Raw genomic sequence first — 15,620 nt, forward strand, 5'->3', positions numbered from 1 at the left:
CTGTTCTCGGCATCTAAGCCGAAGTCAGGCAGAAATTCCACTTATCTCCGCTGTCCAGATTTCCCGAACCACCTCTAAATGCAGGAAGCCTTCGATCAGGTCTATGCGGAAGGCGATGTGGAAACCGGAGAAGTCAGCATCGGCCTGTTTTCGTCACTGGCTTCGGGTTTCTTGCCGGAGCTCCTTTCCGAGTACAAGCATGAGAACCCCTCCATTCGGTTGAGATACAGCCAAGGCTCAGCGCTTTCGCATATCGGCGAAATCCGTTCCAATTCAATGGATGTGGCTTTCCTTGCCGGATACCGGGATGTCTTCGGCTGCCGGGTTGAACCGCTCTGGACGGAAGCCGTCTATGCAGCGCTGCCGGAAAGTCATCCATTGGCTCAATCCGGTCAGGCAAGCGATATCACATGGCGCGATCTGGTAGGCAGTCACTTCCTGGTCAGCGAAATGGCAGCAGGGAGGGAAACGCATGATTACATTGCAGACCAGATAAAACCTTACGACCAGCATCCGCTGATCGAGCATTGTGACCTGCATCACGATAATCTTCTGCCACTGGTCGGACTCGGCAAGGGGATCGCGATTGCAGGCGAAGCATTCACGTCGATTGCATTTCCGGGCGTTGTTTATCGTCGGATATCCGACGCATCCGTTGAATTCAGCATGGTGTGGAGCCCTGCCAATGAAAATCCGGCTCTCCGCCGCTTTCTGTTCAAGGCAAGGGCGATTGCAAAAGACCGGGGTTATGACTAGAGACTGTTATGGACTTATGAGTCCGAATGGATTCAAAGGCTTGTATGGAATCTCATCGCAAGCCTTATCCGTCTGACGTATCCGATGAAGAATGGTCGCTGATCGTGCCATACCTGACGCTTCAGCGCGAAGATGCCGGACAGCGGGAGCACAGCCTTCGGGAGGTCTTCAATGGCCTGCGCTACATCGTGAAGACGGGCGCACCGTGGCGGTGGATGCCGAACGACCTGCCTCCTTGGGCGGCGGTCTATCAGCAGACGCAGCGCTGGCTGGCGGCGGGTTGCTTCGAAGCGATGGTGGATGACCTGCGCGCGGTGCTGCGCCTTGCGGCGGGACGAGCCGCCGAGCCGAGCGCTGCGATCATCGACAGCCGAACCCTGCGCTCCACTCCCGAGAGCGGCGAGCGAGCCGGCTATGACGGCGGCAAGCGCAAGAAAGGATCGAAGCTCCACATGGCGGTCGATACGCTGGGCCACCTGCTCGCGCTTCATGTGACGCCGGCCAGTACCGAGGATCGTGGCGAAGTCGAACGGCTCGCCCGGACCATACAGGCTGTCACCGGTGACAACGTCGATATCGCCTATGTTGATCAGGGCTATACTGGTGCGCGTGCCGCCGATGCCGCAGCCACCTACGGCATCACGCTGGAGGTCATCAAACTACCCGAGGCAAAGCGCGGCTTCGTTCTCCTGCCACGTCGCTGGGTCGTCGAGCGATCATTCGCATGGGCGACACGCTTCCGCCGCCTCGTCAAAGACTACGAGCGATATGCCCAGACACTCGCAGGCCTGCATGTTGTCGCCTTCGCCTGCATCATGATGAAACAGGTATCCGCTATCGCTGCCGGTTCATAACAGCCTCTAGCCGCCAACAGCTCAGTTTCTGTTCAAGCCCTCTTGACCTGAGTTCGGTTTGCCCGAACAGTTTTGAGCGTTTTGTTAAGTAGATTTTGGCCGCGATTATGCCGCTGCTCTGTCCAATGGGCGCGATGAAGCCTGTAAGTACTTAAGGATTACGGTCCGTTGATTACCATTATGATTGGTCTCGGTTTCATCCGCATGCCCAGTATCGCCACCATGACGGCAAATAATTGCCGTATAACGGTTGGTAGGGAAATGGTCGATGCATCATTTGTTTTCGGATCACCATAAAACTATTCTGCCCCTCAATGACCTTAATTGAAGCATTGCCAAAAGTAGGGCCATGCCGCATCATCCTCTCTTCGGCAGCAATTTTTACGGGCGCTGTCGCTGTGGGCTTTAATGCCCGTGCCCGCAATCTGAAAGGAGGACGTCATGTCTTCCACCGTTCACACGATTGATTTCAATTCCGCCAGTAATCATATCCTCAACATGATGCTTCACCAGGCTGGATATGTGACTGCGAAAATGAAACCGTTGTCCGGGCCGCTTGCAAGTCGATCAAGCGCCGTACTGCATAGGTTCATGTCTGGCGTCATCCGTCAGAGAGGCGCCGGTTCTCCCTCGGGGCCCGAGACTATTTCGGCTTTTGGTCATCCATAGTTCGCTGAACTTCAGCGTCGGGCTGGCCTTTTGGTCTGTTCGCTAAAAAGGTCGTACTCCCAATTTTTATCAGGTGGTGCCAAGGGGCCGCAGAGCGCTGTCACAGAAGTTATATTGAGAGTGACGGAAATCAACGAGTGTAAAGGTTTCAGCTCGTCCCCGTTGCGAAAAGATCCTGTTACCGCAACCTAAAATCGAAAATAGCGAGATTAAAAACTAAGGGTTGACATTTTGGCGGGGCAGGTCTAGATATGCATCATCGATCTTTGCCTGCTTAGCTTTGGTTATTGCGCGTCTGGCACCGTGCCCTGAACGAACCTTTTCTTTCAAAAATCGCTATCACATCTGCAACGCCGTAAGCGTTGTGGTTCTTTTATTGCTATGAAAGGGTTCATCATGACCACTGGCACAGTTAAATGGTTCAATTCCACCAAGGGCTTCGGCTTCATTCAGCCTGATAATGGCGGCGCCGATGCGTTCGTTCACATCTCGGCTGTCGAGCGCGCAGGAATGCGTGAACTCATCGAAGGCCAGAAAATCGGCTACGATCTGGAACGCGACAACAAGTCGGGTAAGATGTCGGCCTGCAATCTTCAGTCCGCGTGAGTTATCCCGGTATCCGCTCTCCTTTGACCACGGATGTACTGGCACTGTCGAATGCATGATACCAGCAAGGTCAGGCGGATCGCCTGGCCTTTTTTGTTGTCGCAATTCTTCGCGGCTTCCAACCGGGGAACAGACGATGTCACAAACACTTAGTAAATCCCGCGAGCAGGCAGAGATTGCCTTCGCCAGAACGCAGTCTCAGCCCGTCGTGCGTAGTAGAGCTGTCGAGGAACTCGATTCCCTCGTTCTCGCGCGAGAGGAAAAAAACCGTCGGCTTCGTACGGCCCGCCTTGCCAAGGAATTGAAGGACCGCGAAACGGCAACAGCTTCCCTCCTCGCCAAACGGGCCAGAATAACCTGAGCTTATTGCAACATGATTTGCAGGACAAAGATTTGAAGAACGCCAGAAACACCGACCTATCCGATCGCCGCAGCGCATCTGCCGAGGCCAAGGCCACTCTCCTGGCCGCCTATCGCTCGGCGCGCACTTCCGCTGATCCCGCCAGATTGGCACGACAGGCGGACCGCGTGACCATGGCTGCGGCCAGGGAAGAACGACGTCTTGAGCGCGAGCGACTAAAACGCGCCGAGGCCGAGCGTCAGATATCCGAAGCGGCTGAGCGACAGGCAATTGCAGATGCTACCGCGCGCGCCGAAGCTGAAACGCGTGAGACAGCGGAAAGAGATCGCATCACTCGGTTACTCGAGGATGAAGCCGCTCGCAAAGCAGCACGCGACCGGCGCTATGCTGACCGTAAGGCCAGACAGGCTTAAAGCAAAAGCTTAATCGTGTTTTCTGAATATAATAAGATGTGATACGTTTTGACATTCAGGCGTCGTTGACTTGGTCGAATATGCCGGTTTGCGCAGCGATGCAGTATCGAACCAAATATGCGCGCTGCGATTTTTTCACCCGATGACAGATGGCGTCCGATAAAACAGCGTGAACCGCTGCCAAAGTTACGTCACGTCGAAAGGAGCCTTCTATGCCAGAATCATCCACTGGTGAGCTTCAGGCAATCAATACAGCCTGGCAGATCGCTATTCAGGAAATCCTGCGAATGGTAATCCGCGACATGTATTATGCTGAGGGAGAGACCGCTTTTCTGTCAAACATAAAGCGGATCGAAGAGGCGGCTGTTGACAGCATTTATACAGACCTACGGCTATGTGGAACGAACGAATGGACCCAAACGCTGGTCAAGGAGAAGGCAAGTAACTTTGTCACCACACTTCTGACTTCATTCACATATGACCATCCCTGATTTTTGATACTCCTTCCAGCGTCACATAAACGCGATGACAATTGAAGCGAAGGCCGTGTGCCTCAGTTTCCCTGTTCACTTTTCCTGTCCGACTGTTCGACAGATGGGGAAACATCAAATGGAATCTCGTCCAAAATGCTGCTACCGCTTTGCAGTTTCCTGCCTATTGCCTGGATAAGGTGATCGAACCGCTCATTGCCTTTTGCACGAGCTGAGGCTTGAGCATCCGGTGGCAGTGGTGGCGTCACGGTCAGCCAGAAGCGGATGAAGAAGGCCAGCGTTTCTGTGGCGATACCGATATTGCGTTCCAGCCGTTGTCCCTGCCGGGTCAGCCGGTCAAGCCGCCGCGTAAAGGCTGCCTCCATCCGGTCGGGTCCGTCGGGCGACAGAAAGGATGACACGGCTGCCTCAACGATTGCCGAGCGAGATAGCCCTTTCCGCGATGAGACATCATTGATCTTCACCACCAGTTCTGCAGGCAGTGTCAGATTGAGGCGGGTGCGCATGACGAAAACCCAAGTCCTTTGTGTCTTGGCGATTGGTCTCCTGCGACCATGCAGGGATAGTCTCCGCCTGGGCAAGCGCGTTGGCATTGCCGTAAAGCAAACGGCGGTTATCTCGTGCAAAAAGGTCGGTGATCATTACAAGCCGAGGCCTCTGCTGCGTCCGATGCCCCAGTCGATGCCGCCCGTATCGCGCATGACGCCGGTGATGTGCCGGCCGATGTTCCTGTCGATCTCCTTCGACCATGGCACGAGCCGGAAGCCGGGGCCGCCATCGGGATCGACGGTCTCTATCATGGCGAAACGGCCGGAGGAAAGATCGAGACGCTGGCGGATAGTGCCGGAGACATATTCGCCGGGCTTGGCCTTGTCGAGATGATGCAGGCCGGTCTCAGTGGCAAGGCGCTGGGCCATAGCGTCCAGTTCGCGGCTTCGTAAAGTGGAAAGCAGATTACGCTGCAGGATGATGCGCTGGCCCTGGCGGCGGGCGAGACCTTCCTCAGTGAGATGTTCCGCACGTGCGGACATGGCATTCCGAACTTCCGCGCCGAAACCTCTCTCGGCCAGCGGCATGGGATCGGATTCAACCAGACGATGATCCAGCCATGTAGCACCGGGTGCTGTGATCTGGTGCTGAAGATCGAGGTCGGAACGGTTGGCCAGCGTCAGTGTCGGCTTTGGATCGTCCGGGCTGCCGAAACGCCTGACCTCGACAACGCCGCCGATGTCCGGTGCGTGCTCAAAGACCTCGACACCACGAAAGCGGACATGATGCGCCCGTCCGTCCGTGGCATCGATCACGGCATAGGCTTCGCCGGTCAGTTCGTCATGCAGTCCCTTTTCCACCAGCCTGCCAATGACAGGTGTGTCTCCTGACAGAGTTGATGCGCTGTCTATGGCGTAATCACCGATGCCGCGATCCTGTCCCTGTGACGTGAAGGCACGATGCATCGTCTTGATGATATCATCGCGCATTCCAAGTTCGCGCAGCGTCTTTTCCGCGTTGTTCTTCAGAGTCCATTCGCCAGAACCTTTCGACGTAGCCAGCCCCATGTCTTCCAGCTTTTGCATCCGACGAATGAGCAGTCTTCGGAATTCAGGATCGTCGGAACCGGTTATCCCGTTGTCAGGCCGAAGGTCGACATGGCCGGTTTCCTCAGCAAGGCTGCGGATGGCACCGTCGAGACGCGTCCAGCGGTCGGCATCGATTTCGCGCTCAAGGGCGTTGGTTATCTCATGCTCAGGTTTCGGTCCGAGTTCGATGGAAACCAGGTCTTCGGCACGCGAGCGCAGGCCTGTACTGATATAATCACGGGCGATGACGAGATCCTTGCCCTTATCATCAACACCACGCACCAGCAGATGCACGTGGGGATTGTCGGTATTCCAGTGTTCGACGGCGATCCAGTCTAGGTCCGTTCCAAGATCGGCTTCCATCTGTCTGGCGAGATCGCGGGTGAATGCACGCAGGTCTTCCATCTCACCGGCATCCTCAGGAGGTGGCATGAAAGATGCCGCGCCCATCGAGAGAACGGATCGCTGACATGCCGATGATCTTGGGACAGTCACGTTTTGCGCCGTTTGGCTTATCTTTCCCTTGTTTTGACGAACTTAAGGAAGGAGTGCAAAACGTGACTGCACCTTATGATTATCACATTGGCGTGGATTACCACAAAAGCTACAGCCACCTGATTGTCCAGGATTCCTGCGGGAAGACATTGCGATCGGGGCGAGTGAAGAACGACCGCCAGTCTCTCGGTTCGTTTCTGGAACGGTATCGCCAGAACAGTCATGCTGTGATGGAAGCCACCCGCAACTGGATGGTGATGTACGACTGGCTCGACGACATTTGTGATGATGTCGTTCTCGCCCACCCATTGAAGGTCAAGGCGATCGCCGACGCGAAGATCAAGACCGACAAGATCGACGCGACGGTGCTGGCGCATCTGCTCAGAGCTGATCTGGTGCCGGAGGCATGGGCTCCCGGAGACAGGGTGCGGGAGTTGCGCCTCGCACTTCGAGAGCGGATGTTCTATGTGCGGCTGCGCACGATGACAAAGAACCGGGTCGTGACCGTGTTCGACCGCTATCCGGAGCAAACGGCGCAATTGAAGAAACCGACTGATCTGTTCGGCAAGACAGGCCGCCAGCAGCTCGCTGCGATTGACGTTTCAGAAATCGACCGCGTCCAGATCGATCGTGGGCTTGAATTCATCGGCGACATCAATGAGCGGATCAAGCAGTCTGAAGCCACGATCCGGGCTATGACGAAGACCAATGGCAAGGTGAAGCTTTTGAAGACCATCCCCGGTATCGGGGAGTTCTTCGCCAGGCTGATCGACGCCGAGATTGACGACATCAGCCGTTTCCGCAATCCGAAGAAGTTGGCCGCCTATGCCGGACTTGTGCCCTCGACCTATTCGTCGGGCGGCAAGACTTACCACGGCAAGATTATCAAGCAGGGCAACAAGTGGCTGCGCTGGGCTTTTGTCGAGGCCGTTCAGCCGGCCATCGCGACAGACCCGCAGCTTCGCGCCCAGTACGAACATCTGAAGTTCAGAGGAGTGAACAAAGCGCGTGTTGCGATCGCGCGCAAACTTTTGACGATCACCTTCCAGATCCTGCGTGACCAGCGCCCTTACGAGCGGCGCGGTACCAACAGCAAAGAAGGTCCGTCGTCGACGATATCCCGGCTGTCCTGATTGTCTTCTAGCGAGCCCGGCACGTCCGGGCTGCGCTCTTCAGGAGAATGGGAAGCCGGGAGCCGAACGCCACTATGTGACCGAAACCGACAAACAGGCCGGTGTTAGGGGCACGAATTGGAGAATGGTTCAGCACCGCAGGACGGCAAAGGCCCCGTCCTGCGAACGAAGAAGATTTAGCCGATCGGCGAAAATGCCGGTCTCAACATAACAGAGCCCAGGGAATGCGACGCAGAATAAGCATTTTGCCCCTTGAGTTCTTTCATTGGAGAGACGATGAAGCGGAAATGATGCCGGTCGCCGGAACAGCGTTCGGAGAAGGCAGAATGATCGGCACGATCACTATCGCGGTGAAACATCGAAGCTGTTTCACCATCACGGGTGACGCCATCGCGACGCAGATAGGAGAGATGGGCTGACAGTGGTGCCGAGGAAAATGCCCTTCCTGAATGCCGGACGATGCGGGCCTTGATCACCACATGGCGGGCAGGGCTGAAGAGGCGCGATCGCCCGAAGGCGGTATGGCCCCGGCCAAAAGTCGAGCGGCCTTTGCCTGCGGTAAAAGCACCTGAACGGGAAGCAGAACCCCAAGAACGCGCGGGCAGAGGACCAGAACGATTTGCCGCCTTCAATATCTGCGCAATAAATGTCTTCGGTCTGGCAGATGGGCGTGTGGAGTGGATACGGCCCGGACGGATGCTAAATGTGTCATCTTTGCTGGTCATCAGTCATTCCCTCCAAACCCCGATAATGCCCGTGCATACCAAGGTACTGAATTCCCATGGCTTGCCGGGATCCATGCCCACGACCGACCGCCATGCAGAGCACAAATCGTTGACCGGCAAGGGAAATCGGATTTGCTGCGCATGCGCTTTTATCTTGCGCTAGTTCCCTATTTGTTCCAAATGATCTCCCATCCACACTCCACACTGCGAAATAGTCCGCTATTGTGCGACTGCTGCCGGAAAGCGTCATTTTGCAACTCCAGTGCGGGAACGAGGAATGAACAGGCCATCGGAGGGAGGTGCGAGCGCCGAAAGATCGGTGATCGTGCTGTCGCTGTACGGTTGGACAGAACGATGATCGTCCGCCGTTGAATTGTCGCCGGATGGAACCCTCGCAAGACCGACGAAGAGCGGCGCGTAGTACCAATCAGTGCGCGCCGGGCGGTCGGTTATTTGCAAGGTGGCGGCAGCATTTGCGTCGATCTGCGGGGCGATCTTCGCCACGTATGCGCGCGTTTCGGCTGGCAATAAATCGCCGGTGACAAGGTGCTTTTCGTAGCGTCCGTGACCAGCATTATATGCTGCGAGGAAGCCCGGCGAACCGTAGAGATCATGCAGTTCGGCGAGATAGGCAGCGCCCGCCAGAATGTTGTCGCGGGGATCATAGGGATCACTGCCAAGTCCGTGCCGGATGCGTAATTCCTCCCATGTGGCAGGCATGATCTGCATCAGGCCTATCGCCCCGGCGGAAGACAGCGCACGCACGTCGCCAGCGCTTTCGACAGTCATGACGGCGCGTATCCATTGCTCCGGAATGGCGAAACGCTTGGCCGCTTCGGTGATATGATCGGCCCACGGATTGGACGGCCCTGCGGCGGTTTCTGTGCGCGCCGACGACAACGGATCCGCTATCGCCACGTATGGCAGCGTAACGGTCATGGTCGCTGCGATCAGCAGCGCCATGAGCACAGCAACGGCGGCGCATGGTCCGCCGTCCCCATTGCCCATCAGCCTGCCATCGTGCTCGCTTCCGTCAAGGGCAAGGCTTCCCCGGCGGCTACCGTTTTCCGGACGGGAAACACTGAAGATTGAGTTCGCTTGCTGGAAAACACGCCACCGCCCTTGACCTTCGCTGCGCGCGACGACCGCCCGAAAAGCGATCGGGTCGAGGGCAGTGACCGGCGCTCGATCAATCCAGGGGCGTGTGCAGAACGATGTGCAGGAACGATTGCGGCGCATGTCTTCATGCCTCGCAATCGCGCCGCATTCTGCGCGACCAGTGCAGGCTCCATATGCCTTTCTTTGCATCAGCCTCGAACATGCGGGCGCGGATCGGTTCGACGAGCGACGGGTCGTCTATGGTGATGGAAAGCCATGTCCCGGCCTTTTCGCCGGTGCGCTCCCAAGCAGCACCGACTTCCACACCGTTGAGGAAAACACGACGTTCGGGCGCGTTCTCTGCGTCGGTGCTGTCTACCGGAAGGATTGTCACTTCTGCATTTAGAGTAAGCGTGCGAATGCGGCCGAAGAAACCATCAGTCGTACGGGTGAACGTACCAATCTGGCTCATGATGATGCTCCATTCTGTTAGTTGTCGATTGGGGGAAAGCGGCGTCACGGCGCGTTGAGTGCCGGATTATTGTCATTGTCGGTGCGAGGGTTTAGATAGTCGGTGGTCCAGATCGGGATCGCCCGGCCGATGACGGTTGTGATCGGAAGTGGCCCGAAATACCGGCTGTCGAAACTGTCAGGACTGTCCCAGTTCATGAAGAAGGCTTCGCTGTCGGCGAGTATTCGGCAACCCTGCCAGGTAGGCAGCGAGCGGCCCTGACTGTCGCGTTCCAGCGCGCGGCCATAGCTCATGTCGTAGGCGATGATGGTGCTTGCGACGCGGCAGACCTCGGTTCCACCAAGCGCGAGCACGCGCTTGAGAAGCGGCACGCCTTTTGGCAGATAGCCGCGCTCATCAAGTAAGGTCGCAAGATCATCGGGCGGCACGACTACGGCCAGATCTGTGACGTCGAGCTGATCGCCCTCTGACACATACAGCGGGACGATCCGGTACAGCCCGACCGGTACACTGGCCGATGCGTTCCAGATGAAACGAATGTCGGGCGGATTCCATGCGGGCAGCGCAATCAACGCGGTTCCCGCCAGCATGGAAAGGATTGTCAGGCGACGCGCAGTCATGGCGCAACCCTCTTGCGCTTCAACCATGCCTTGTGCTGTTCTCTGGAATAGGGCCGAAACGGCTGGTTGGCGGTCAGACGGTTATGCACATGCCGCCAGTAGTCCGGCGATACGTTTGCAGGATCGATGCCGAGCTTTTCGATTGTGTCGATGACGTCCAGCACCTGCTGAACCTTTGGCCAGCCATGAATGCGCAGGAGAATGTCGCCGCCCGGTGTGACAAAGGGCAGGGTCTGGTAGGGTTCACCGGTTTCGACTGCCCGCACGATGTCGATGCGGGAGATCAGCGTGCCGTAGCCATTGGAGATCCAGCGCACAAAGGCAAAAATACTGTTGGTCTCGAAACTCACCACGCGGCTCTTGTCGTCAATGCGATGATCGTGCACCGGATGCCCGAAACGGATCCAGTGCTCCACCTGCTTGCGCAGGAAATAGAGTTCGACATGGGTCAGTTGCGGTTTGGGCCGGATATCAGTTGTTGCTAAAACTAAGCTTTTGAACCGACCTTTGTTGCCTGTTTCATCAGGGAAGGGAGCATCAGCATTCATTTCTGCTGCCTCCTGTCGTAAAACTGTCCTGCCGGTAGCGGGGTGCCAGGGCGGAATGTGCTTTTGCTGGAAGAACGGGCTTCTTCACGGCATCGCTGGTGGAATTGCGCAATCCGCCGTCAATCCACGCCTGAAGATCGGGGACGGCGTAAAAGACGCGGCCACCGAGCTTGCGGTAAGCTGGGCCTGTGCCGTAGCAGCGATGCTTTTCCAGCGTGCGGTTACAAAGCCGCAAAAAATGCGCGGCTTCCTTAGTCGTCAGAAGTTCAGGTTCCGGCTTGGTTAAGGATGTCATGATCTTCATCCCCTTCAGCGCAGGCCGCTACGATCCAGCCGGATGGGCTGGGGCTTGCGCGGCGGACGGGCAGGGGAAACGCCGCCGGAGGGATCGGAGGTCGATTTGACAGTCGCCTGCGCCACCCATGCCTGAAGGTCTTCAAGGGCATAGACGACACGCCCGCCGATCTTGCGATAGACGGGACCTGTTCCATAGGTGCGATGCTTTTCCAGTGTCCTGTGTGACAGGCCGAGAAAGGTCGCAGCCTCTGGCGTGCGAAGGTAACGTGGCGGCATTCCGGGTATGACAGGGGGCATGATCGTGGCTCCGTGCGTTGCGACAGGCCGCGCGATACAATCGGCGGCACAGAAGCACGGTGGCGGGAAACCGGCATGCTCGGGATGTGCGCAAACGGCAACGATGAATCCGCACAGGTGAGGACAGGGAAAAAGCTGCGTGAAAAGCAGATGCGCTTTGAACAGACTGCCGCGAAACGGCGATTATAAAGTTGTGAGATGGGGAAATGAGCGCGCTACTATCCGCGCCGCTTTGGCCGCAGCAGCAGACGATAACCGCTATCGATAATGGCGCGGCCATCTTCGATCAGGCGATGCACCCTGAAGCGATAGGTGGACTCATACCAGGCCCGGCCCTTGTCGCGGCTTCGCCCATAGATCACTTCGGCAATCTCCGGGCCTGATGCGCCTTGTTCATCACCGTCGGCGGCTTGCAGCATCTGGCGCAGGCGTAACTTCTGGCTTGGCGTCAGTCTGTTGTCAGGTGAGTGCAGACCTTTGGCCAGACGACAAAAACGCAAGAGCGTTTCTGTTCGATCCAGTAGGTGTTCGTCGTGCGGGATAATAAACGCGCTTCGGTGAAAATCGCAGTTGGGACGGTCTCGGTTCTGTTCTCTCCCACTGAGATAGACAGTCGGCATTCTGACGTTCGACGCCTCAATGCGGAAATACTGCCCCTCTGACGCCAGAACCGGTTCGCCGGAAATGGAAAAAGATGGAGTCGAGACAGAACGCTGCGATGCCTGTTCGCTGACATGCGGTTGAAACCAGTCGGGCAGGGCAGTCATGAACAATGTGCCGGTATCGAGTTCAGGGAGCCAGAACAGTGGTTGCTGCTGGCACGTCAACCTTGGATCGGCGGCAAAATCGCAGCCCCCATTTTTTGGGGATGCCGCTGTCGGGTGATGACTGAATGCCGTCCGTTTCGCTTTCGGCAGGTTCAGGCTCTTGTAAAGTGCTGTTTTTGTAATCCGCCTGGTATTGCTGGTTACGGCGCAAAAACTCCCATGCCACGCCATCCACTTCCATCGCATCGATGGGATCGTAATTGCTGGATTTATTCCATTCCCTTGTATCTGGCTTCATGGTCTGAACTCCGCACACAAGCACTGCCGGGAAGGAATGGGCCGGGCAACGCTTCGTTACTCTCAAACACAGTCGCTATGCAGGAATGATCCGACATCATATGGAGCCGGAACACATGCCTACGTCTCAGTCATGGATATGTCATGAAGCGTGACGCGGAAACGAAAGACAGAAAAGCCCGGCAGGTGGAACCGGGTGTAACACAACCATATGCACTCGATGATGATTCCGTGCGGTCGCGCGGTGAACACCGCACCTCAATGATGAGGCTGCAACAAATGCCGATAGCCGGTATGTGTCATCCATTTAGCTCGCGCCAGATGACTGTCATGAATGCGCCGCGCACGTTCGGGGTCTGCACCCACATCAAGTCCGAATATGATCTCCATGGCTTCCTGCCAGTCTGCCCCATCAGCATCGGCATCCAAAAGCCGCAGATATTCAACCCGGTAATCCCAGTCATAGGAAGTCACGGTCAGGCTTTGCGGTGGTGCATCCTTCAGTTCGGCTTTGCTGCTCATGACGGCCTCGCTTCATGCGACAAAAGTTGAATGCCGGTTGAGATTTTTACGCCATGTCCGGCGCAGGGCCAACAGGCAATCTGGAAAATCACGTTTGCCGTGAAAATCGGGAATGACGAGGATAGTGAAACGAGAATTCCTGCATCGGCCTCTTATCGCGTAATACATATTATAGTTGATAAACTTAAAGTATGTAAACGGCGATCTTCCGGCGCATGGATATGCGCAAACTTGTTGGCCGGAATTTTGCCCGCCTGCGTCGGGAGAAGGGCCTGACACAGGAAGATGTCGAGGCGCGTTCCGGTTTTAGCCAGCAATATCTGAGCGGCCTTGAGCAGGGGCGGCGCAATCCGACAGTCATCACGCTCTATGAACTCGCGCAGGCGCTTGGCGTCAGCCATGTCGAACTGGTGCGGCCTGACGACAAGTCTGAATCGTCGTAACGATCGTCGTTCGCGTGGATGCGAGCCGGACGTGTCCGGCGAGACGCCGTTTTTTGCGTAAAGATAGAGGCGGCCATCGGTGATGGACCTATAAAAGCCAGTAGCAATCAGTTCCATGAAGCATGTAGGGGAAAATCTTTCTGCCAAAACCTTCCGATGCCGAACGCCGCAAGGGCGGCAGCAACTTACGGGAGAATGAGGGGCGGCTTATGCCGCCACCCGGTCACGCGGCATGGATGCCAGCCGTTTGCAGGCGGTGGCATGGTGGTTCTTGTCCAGTTCAATACCGACCCAGTCGCGGCCAAGCTGCTGTGCGGCTGTCCGACATCAACGCCCATGAGACCAAATTGTATTAACTGAGAAGAGAGGGTTTTCGGCTCATCATAGCTTTATCAAAGGACGCAAAGATGAGACAGAAACCCGTTCCCCAAACGTCTTCTGCGGAGAGGACGATCAAAGATATCCGTCGTGCCACGCGTAAACATTATTCAGCCGAGGATAAAATCCGTATTGTTTTGGAAGGTCTGCGCGGGGAAGACAGCATTGCTGCGATCTGCCGCCGTGAGGGGATCGCCGAGAGCCTTTATTATAGCTGGTCGAAAGAATTCCTCGAGGCAGGCAAGAAGCGTCTTGCAGGCGACACCGCCCGTTCTGCCACCAGCGACGAAGTAAAAGCGCTGCGTCGTGAAAGCCGTGACCTGAAGGAGGCGCTGGCCGACGTCACTCTGGAAAACCGCCTGCTCAAAAAACGTATGGCCCGCCCCGTTGCAAGAGGATTTTACGGTGTTCTGATCAGTCTGCGTCAACGTATACGGTCTCATGAGCAAGCTCATGGCCAAGATGGACATCCGCACGTTCAGAGCCCCAATAAAGACCTCGGCAACAGGTACCATTTTTTTGACCGGGCTTTCCAAACGCCGTTCGACTGTCAGGCCATCTTCACGATCCTTCCTGCAAACCTCGTTGGGCTACGCTTTTGATGGTGCGTAGCCGATCGATTACGCAGCTATCGGATGACTGCGGTCAAAGCCAGTTTCCTTGCGCAAGGCAGCCCATGCTATCCGCGCCAGCTTATTTGCTAGCGCTACAACCACGGCGTTACGGTGTACGCCGCGCTCGATCATGGACTTCAGCCATTGCCCCAGAGGCGTGTCAGTTCTTGAAAGGGACGGTAACGCTGCGCGAGCTCCATGAATGAGCAGAGTGCGTAAATAAGTGTTGCCACGTTTTGATATTCCAAGCAGCCGGGGTTTGCCGCCGGTGCTGTGCTGTTTAGGGACCAGTCCGAGCCAGGCACCCAGATCGCGCGCTTTCTTGAAGCTGCTTGCATCTCCCACTGCAGCCACCAGGGCCGTAGCATTGAGCACACCTATGCCGGGGATAGACGTCAGTCTACGCATGGCCGCATCATTGCGTGCAAGTTGGATAAGTTCAGTATTCAAGGCTTCGATCTTCGTATCGAGGCCCTTCCATTCCACACGCAAATCGCCAACCAGCTGACGCGTACGTGGAGATAATATTTCGGTGCTCTCTGCGAGCAGAGCATCCATGCCGATCTCGAACTTTTTCCGTCCGACCGGGAAGATGATCCCACGTTCCAACAGAATTGCGCGAAGCTGATTGATCAGATTCCTTCGCTCTGCCACAAGCCGACTACGCACCCGATGCAGTGTTTGGATATCCAGTTGCTCCTCGCTCTTAAGATCGATGAAACGCATGGTCGGTCGAGATGCAGCTTCGGCAATCCCCTCAGCGTCCCGATCATCGTTTTTCTGGGCCTTGATGTACGGGCGAACATATTCTGGCGACATCAGCCGAACCTCGTGGCCTTGTGCCGCAAACAGCCGACCAAGATGATGAGCTCCACAACACGCTTCCATCGCTACAACGCAAGTCGGAAGTTTCGTTACGTAATCAATTAGGGTCTGACGACGCATCGTCCTGCGAGCAACTACCGCGCCAGTTGCATCAACACCCACGACGCTACAAGATGTCTTGCCCAGATCAACTCCAAGGATCACAATAGTCATTGGCTCGTTCCTTTCTTCTTCGCACACGACAGCATCCTAACAGACCCTGGGGAAAGGGGCGGGCCATTCCATAAAGCATGATCGGGGATGGGGGCGACGACGAATGAGATATCCCGCCTCCGAAAAGCATGAGATCATCCGGCTTGTCG

At 56.3% G+C, this 15,620-nt stretch carries 20 protein-coding genes and 2 pseudogenes; 9 read left to right on the forward strand and 13 right to left on the reverse strand.

From position 1 onward, the window contains the following. The first annotated feature begins 78 nt into the window (after nt 1–78). The 6 genes from FIB18_RS23965 to FIB18_RS23995 all read left to right on the forward strand — a co-directional run bounded on the left by FIB18_RS23965 (nt 79) and on the right by FIB18_RS23995 (nt 4,150). Nucleotides 79–756, forward strand: a complete 678-nt coding sequence (locus tag FIB18_RS23965; protein ID WP_140023373.1) for a LysR family substrate-binding domain-containing protein — start codon at nt 79–81, stop codon at nt 754–756. A 44-nt stretch (nt 757–800) separates the two neighbouring features. Continuing rightward, on the forward strand, nt 801–1,610 hold the full coding sequence (locus tag FIB18_RS23970; RefSeq protein ID WP_140023375.1) for an IS5 family transposase: 810 nt from the start codon (nt 801–803) through the stop codon (nt 1,608–1,610). A gap of 1,065 nt (nt 1,611–2,675) precedes the next feature. Further along, a complete protein-coding gene (locus FIB18_RS23980) occupies nt 2,676–2,885 on the forward strand; it encodes a cold-shock protein (RefSeq protein ID WP_140023379.1) in 210 nt (69 codons plus the stop codon). A gap of 136 nt (nt 2,886–3,021) precedes the next feature. Then, nucleotides 3,022–3,246, forward strand: coding sequence for a hypothetical protein (locus FIB18_RS23985; RefSeq protein WP_140023381.1), 225 nt, complete (start codon nt 3,022–3,024; stop codon nt 3,244–3,246). 32 nt (nt 3,247–3,278) lie between these two features. Beyond that, nucleotides 3,279–3,659, forward strand: a complete 381-nt coding sequence (locus tag FIB18_RS23990; RefSeq protein WP_140023383.1) for a DUF6481 family protein — start codon at nt 3,279–3,281, stop codon at nt 3,657–3,659. Nucleotides 3,660–3,871: 212 nt separating this feature from the next. Continuing rightward, entirely contained in the window at nt 3,872–4,150 is a 279-nt protein-coding gene (locus FIB18_RS23995) for a hypothetical protein (RefSeq protein ID WP_140023385.1), read from the forward strand. A gap of 62 nt (nt 4,151–4,212) precedes the next feature. Here the strand turns inward: FIB18_RS23995 and FIB18_RS24000 are convergent, their stop codons facing one another. Both FIB18_RS24000 and FIB18_RS24005 read right to left on the reverse strand, forming a co-directional pair. Continuing rightward, on the reverse strand, nt 4,213–4,656 hold the full coding sequence (locus FIB18_RS24000) for a ribbon-helix-helix domain-containing protein (RefSeq protein ID WP_140023387.1): 444 nt from the start codon (nt 4,654–4,656) through the stop codon (nt 4,213–4,215). 135 nt (nt 4,657–4,791) lie between these two features. Further along, nucleotides 4,792–6,162: pseudogene (locus FIB18_RS24005) on the reverse strand (relaxase/mobilization nuclease domain-containing protein); the annotation flags it as partial. 122 nt (nt 6,163–6,284) lie between these two features. On the opposite strand from FIB18_RS24005, the gene FIB18_RS24010 reads away from it, so the two are divergent. Further along, nucleotides 6,285–7,355: an IS110 family RNA-guided transposase gene (locus FIB18_RS24010; RefSeq protein ID WP_076846034.1), complete on the forward strand. Its 1,071-nt coding sequence runs from the start codon at nt 6,285–6,287 to the stop codon at nt 7,353–7,355. Nucleotides 7,356–7,531: 176 nt separating this feature from the next. Here FIB18_RS24010 and FIB18_RS24015 read toward each other — a convergent pair whose 3' ends face one another. The 10 genes from FIB18_RS24015 to FIB18_RS24055 all read right to left on the reverse strand — a co-directional run bounded on the left by FIB18_RS24015 (nt 7,532) and on the right by FIB18_RS24055 (nt 12,998). Continuing rightward, a complete protein-coding gene (locus tag FIB18_RS24015; protein ID WP_140023389.1) occupies nt 7,532–8,080 on the reverse strand; it encodes a hypothetical protein in 549 nt (182 codons plus the stop codon). A 246-nt stretch (nt 8,081–8,326) separates the two neighbouring features. Then, nucleotides 8,327–9,319, reverse strand: a complete 993-nt coding sequence (locus FIB18_RS24020) for a lytic transglycosylase domain-containing protein (RefSeq protein WP_174977473.1) — start codon at nt 9,317–9,319, stop codon at nt 8,327–8,329. A gap of 4 nt (nt 9,320–9,323) precedes the next feature. Beyond that, complete coding sequence (locus tag FIB18_RS24025; RefSeq protein ID WP_140023391.1) at nt 9,324–9,650, reverse strand: DUF736 domain-containing protein; 327 nt, start codon at nt 9,648–9,650, stop codon at nt 9,324–9,326. Nucleotides 9,651–9,694: 44 nt separating this feature from the next. Further along, nucleotides 9,695–10,270 (reverse strand): S26 family signal peptidase, encoded by a 576-nt coding sequence (locus FIB18_RS24030; protein ID WP_140023393.1) that lies wholly within the window; start codon nt 10,268–10,270, stop codon nt 9,695–9,697. After that, a complete protein-coding gene (locus FIB18_RS24035) occupies nt 10,267–10,818 on the reverse strand; it encodes a DUF2840 domain-containing protein (RefSeq protein WP_140023395.1) in 552 nt (183 codons plus the stop codon). The genes FIB18_RS24030 and FIB18_RS24035 overlap by 4 nt, the downstream gene beginning before the upstream one ends. Continuing rightward, nucleotides 10,808–11,113, reverse strand: coding sequence for a helix-turn-helix transcriptional regulator (locus FIB18_RS24040; RefSeq protein ID WP_140023396.1), 306 nt, complete (start codon nt 11,111–11,113; stop codon nt 10,808–10,810). The genes FIB18_RS24035 and FIB18_RS24040 overlap by 11 nt, the downstream gene beginning before the upstream one ends. A gap of 14 nt (nt 11,114–11,127) precedes the next feature. After that, complete coding sequence (locus tag FIB18_RS24045; RefSeq protein ID WP_113533244.1) at nt 11,128–11,412, reverse strand: helix-turn-helix transcriptional regulator; 285 nt, start codon at nt 11,410–11,412, stop codon at nt 11,128–11,130. A 218-nt stretch (nt 11,413–11,630) separates the two neighbouring features. After that, nucleotides 11,631–12,179: a DUF2285 domain-containing protein gene (locus FIB18_RS24050; protein WP_158295746.1), complete on the reverse strand. Its 549-nt coding sequence runs from the start codon at nt 12,177–12,179 to the stop codon at nt 11,631–11,633. Between the two features lie 22 nt (nt 12,180–12,201). Next, nucleotides 12,202–12,477 (reverse strand): transcriptional regulator domain-containing protein, encoded by a 276-nt coding sequence (locus FIB18_RS24905; RefSeq protein ID WP_158295747.1) that lies wholly within the window; start codon nt 12,475–12,477, stop codon nt 12,202–12,204. A gap of 257 nt (nt 12,478–12,734) precedes the next feature. Continuing rightward, a complete protein-coding gene (locus tag FIB18_RS24055; RefSeq protein WP_113533242.1) occupies nt 12,735–12,998 on the reverse strand; it encodes a DUF2285 domain-containing protein in 264 nt (87 codons plus the stop codon). Between the two features lie 215 nt (nt 12,999–13,213). On the opposite strand from FIB18_RS24055, the gene FIB18_RS24060 reads away from it, so the two are divergent. Together FIB18_RS24060 and FIB18_RS24070 are read left to right on the forward strand one after the other, a co-directional pair. After that, on the forward strand, nt 13,214–13,441 hold the full coding sequence (locus FIB18_RS24060; protein WP_140023400.1) for a helix-turn-helix domain-containing protein: 228 nt from the start codon (nt 13,214–13,216) through the stop codon (nt 13,439–13,441). A 407-nt stretch (nt 13,442–13,848) separates the two neighbouring features. Next, nucleotides 13,849–14,199, forward strand: a pseudogene (locus FIB18_RS24070) (transposase); the annotation flags it as partial. Nucleotides 14,200–14,439: 240 nt separating this feature from the next. Here the strand turns inward: FIB18_RS24070 and FIB18_RS24075 are convergent. After that, nucleotides 14,440–15,471, reverse strand: a complete 1,032-nt coding sequence (locus FIB18_RS24075; protein WP_140023402.1) for an IS110 family RNA-guided transposase — start codon at nt 15,469–15,471, stop codon at nt 14,440–14,442. Nucleotides 15,472–15,620: the final 149 nt, after the last annotated feature.

It is taken from the genome of Brucella pecoris, from assembly GCF_006376675.1.
GTDB lineage: Bacteria > Pseudomonadota > Alphaproteobacteria > Rhizobiales > Rhizobiaceae > Brucella > Brucella pecoris.

Coding starts and splice junctions, on each gene's coding strand:
- FIB18_RS23965 (WP_140023373.1), top strand. CDS start 79: ATGCAGGAAGCCTTCGATCAGGTCTATGCGGAAGGCGATGTGGAAACC.
- FIB18_RS23970 (WP_140023375.1), top strand. CDS start 801: ATGGAATCTCATCGCAAGCCTTATCCGTCTGACGTATCCGATGAAGAA.
- FIB18_RS23980 (WP_140023379.1), top strand. CDS start 2,676: ATGACCACTGGCACAGTTAAATGGTTCAATTCCACCAAGGGCTTCGGC.
- FIB18_RS23985 (WP_140023381.1), top strand. CDS start 3,022: ATGTCACAAACACTTAGTAAATCCCGCGAGCAGGCAGAGATTGCCTTC.
- FIB18_RS23995 (WP_140023385.1), top strand. CDS start 3,872: ATGCCAGAATCATCCACTGGTGAGCTTCAGGCAATCAATACAGCCTGG.
- FIB18_RS24000 (WP_140023387.1), bottom strand. CDS start 4,656: ATGCGCACCCGCCTCAATCTGACACTGCCTGCAGAACTGGTGGTGAAG.
- FIB18_RS24015 (WP_140023389.1), bottom strand. CDS start 8,080: ATGACCAGCAAAGATGACACATTTAGCATCCGTCCGGGCCGTATCCAC.
- FIB18_RS24020 (WP_174977473.1), bottom strand. CDS start 9,319: ATGCGCCGCAATCGTTCCTGCACATCGTTCTGCACACGCCCCTGGATT.
- FIB18_RS24025 (WP_140023391.1), bottom strand. CDS start 9,650: ATGAGCCAGATTGGTACGTTCACCCGTACGACTGATGGTTTCTTCGGC.
- FIB18_RS24030 (WP_140023393.1), bottom strand. CDS start 10,270: ATGACTGCGCGTCGCCTGACAATCCTTTCCATGCTGGCGGGAACCGCG.
- FIB18_RS24035 (WP_140023395.1), bottom strand. CDS start 10,818: ATGAATGCTGATGCTCCCTTCCCTGATGAAACAGGCAACAAAGGTCGG.
- FIB18_RS24040 (WP_140023396.1), bottom strand. CDS start 11,113: ATGACATCCTTAACCAAGCCGGAACCTGAACTTCTGACGACTAAGGAA.
- FIB18_RS24045 (WP_113533244.1), bottom strand. CDS start 11,412: ATGCCCCCTGTCATACCCGGAATGCCGCCACGTTACCTTCGCACGCCA.
- FIB18_RS24050 (WP_158295746.1), bottom strand. CDS start 12,179: ATGACTGCCCTGCCCGACTGGTTTCAACCGCATGTCAGCGAACAGGCA.
- FIB18_RS24905 (WP_158295747.1), bottom strand. CDS start 12,477: ATGAAGCCAGATACAAGGGAATGGAATAAATCCAGCAATTACGATCCC.
- FIB18_RS24055 (WP_113533242.1), bottom strand. CDS start 12,998: ATGAGCAGCAAAGCCGAACTGAAGGATGCACCACCGCAAAGCCTGACC.
- FIB18_RS24060 (WP_140023400.1), top strand. CDS start 13,214: ATGGATATGCGCAAACTTGTTGGCCGGAATTTTGCCCGCCTGCGTCGG.
- FIB18_RS24075 (WP_140023402.1), bottom strand. CDS start 15,471: ATGACTATTGTGATCCTTGGAGTTGATCTGGGCAAGACATCTTGTAGC.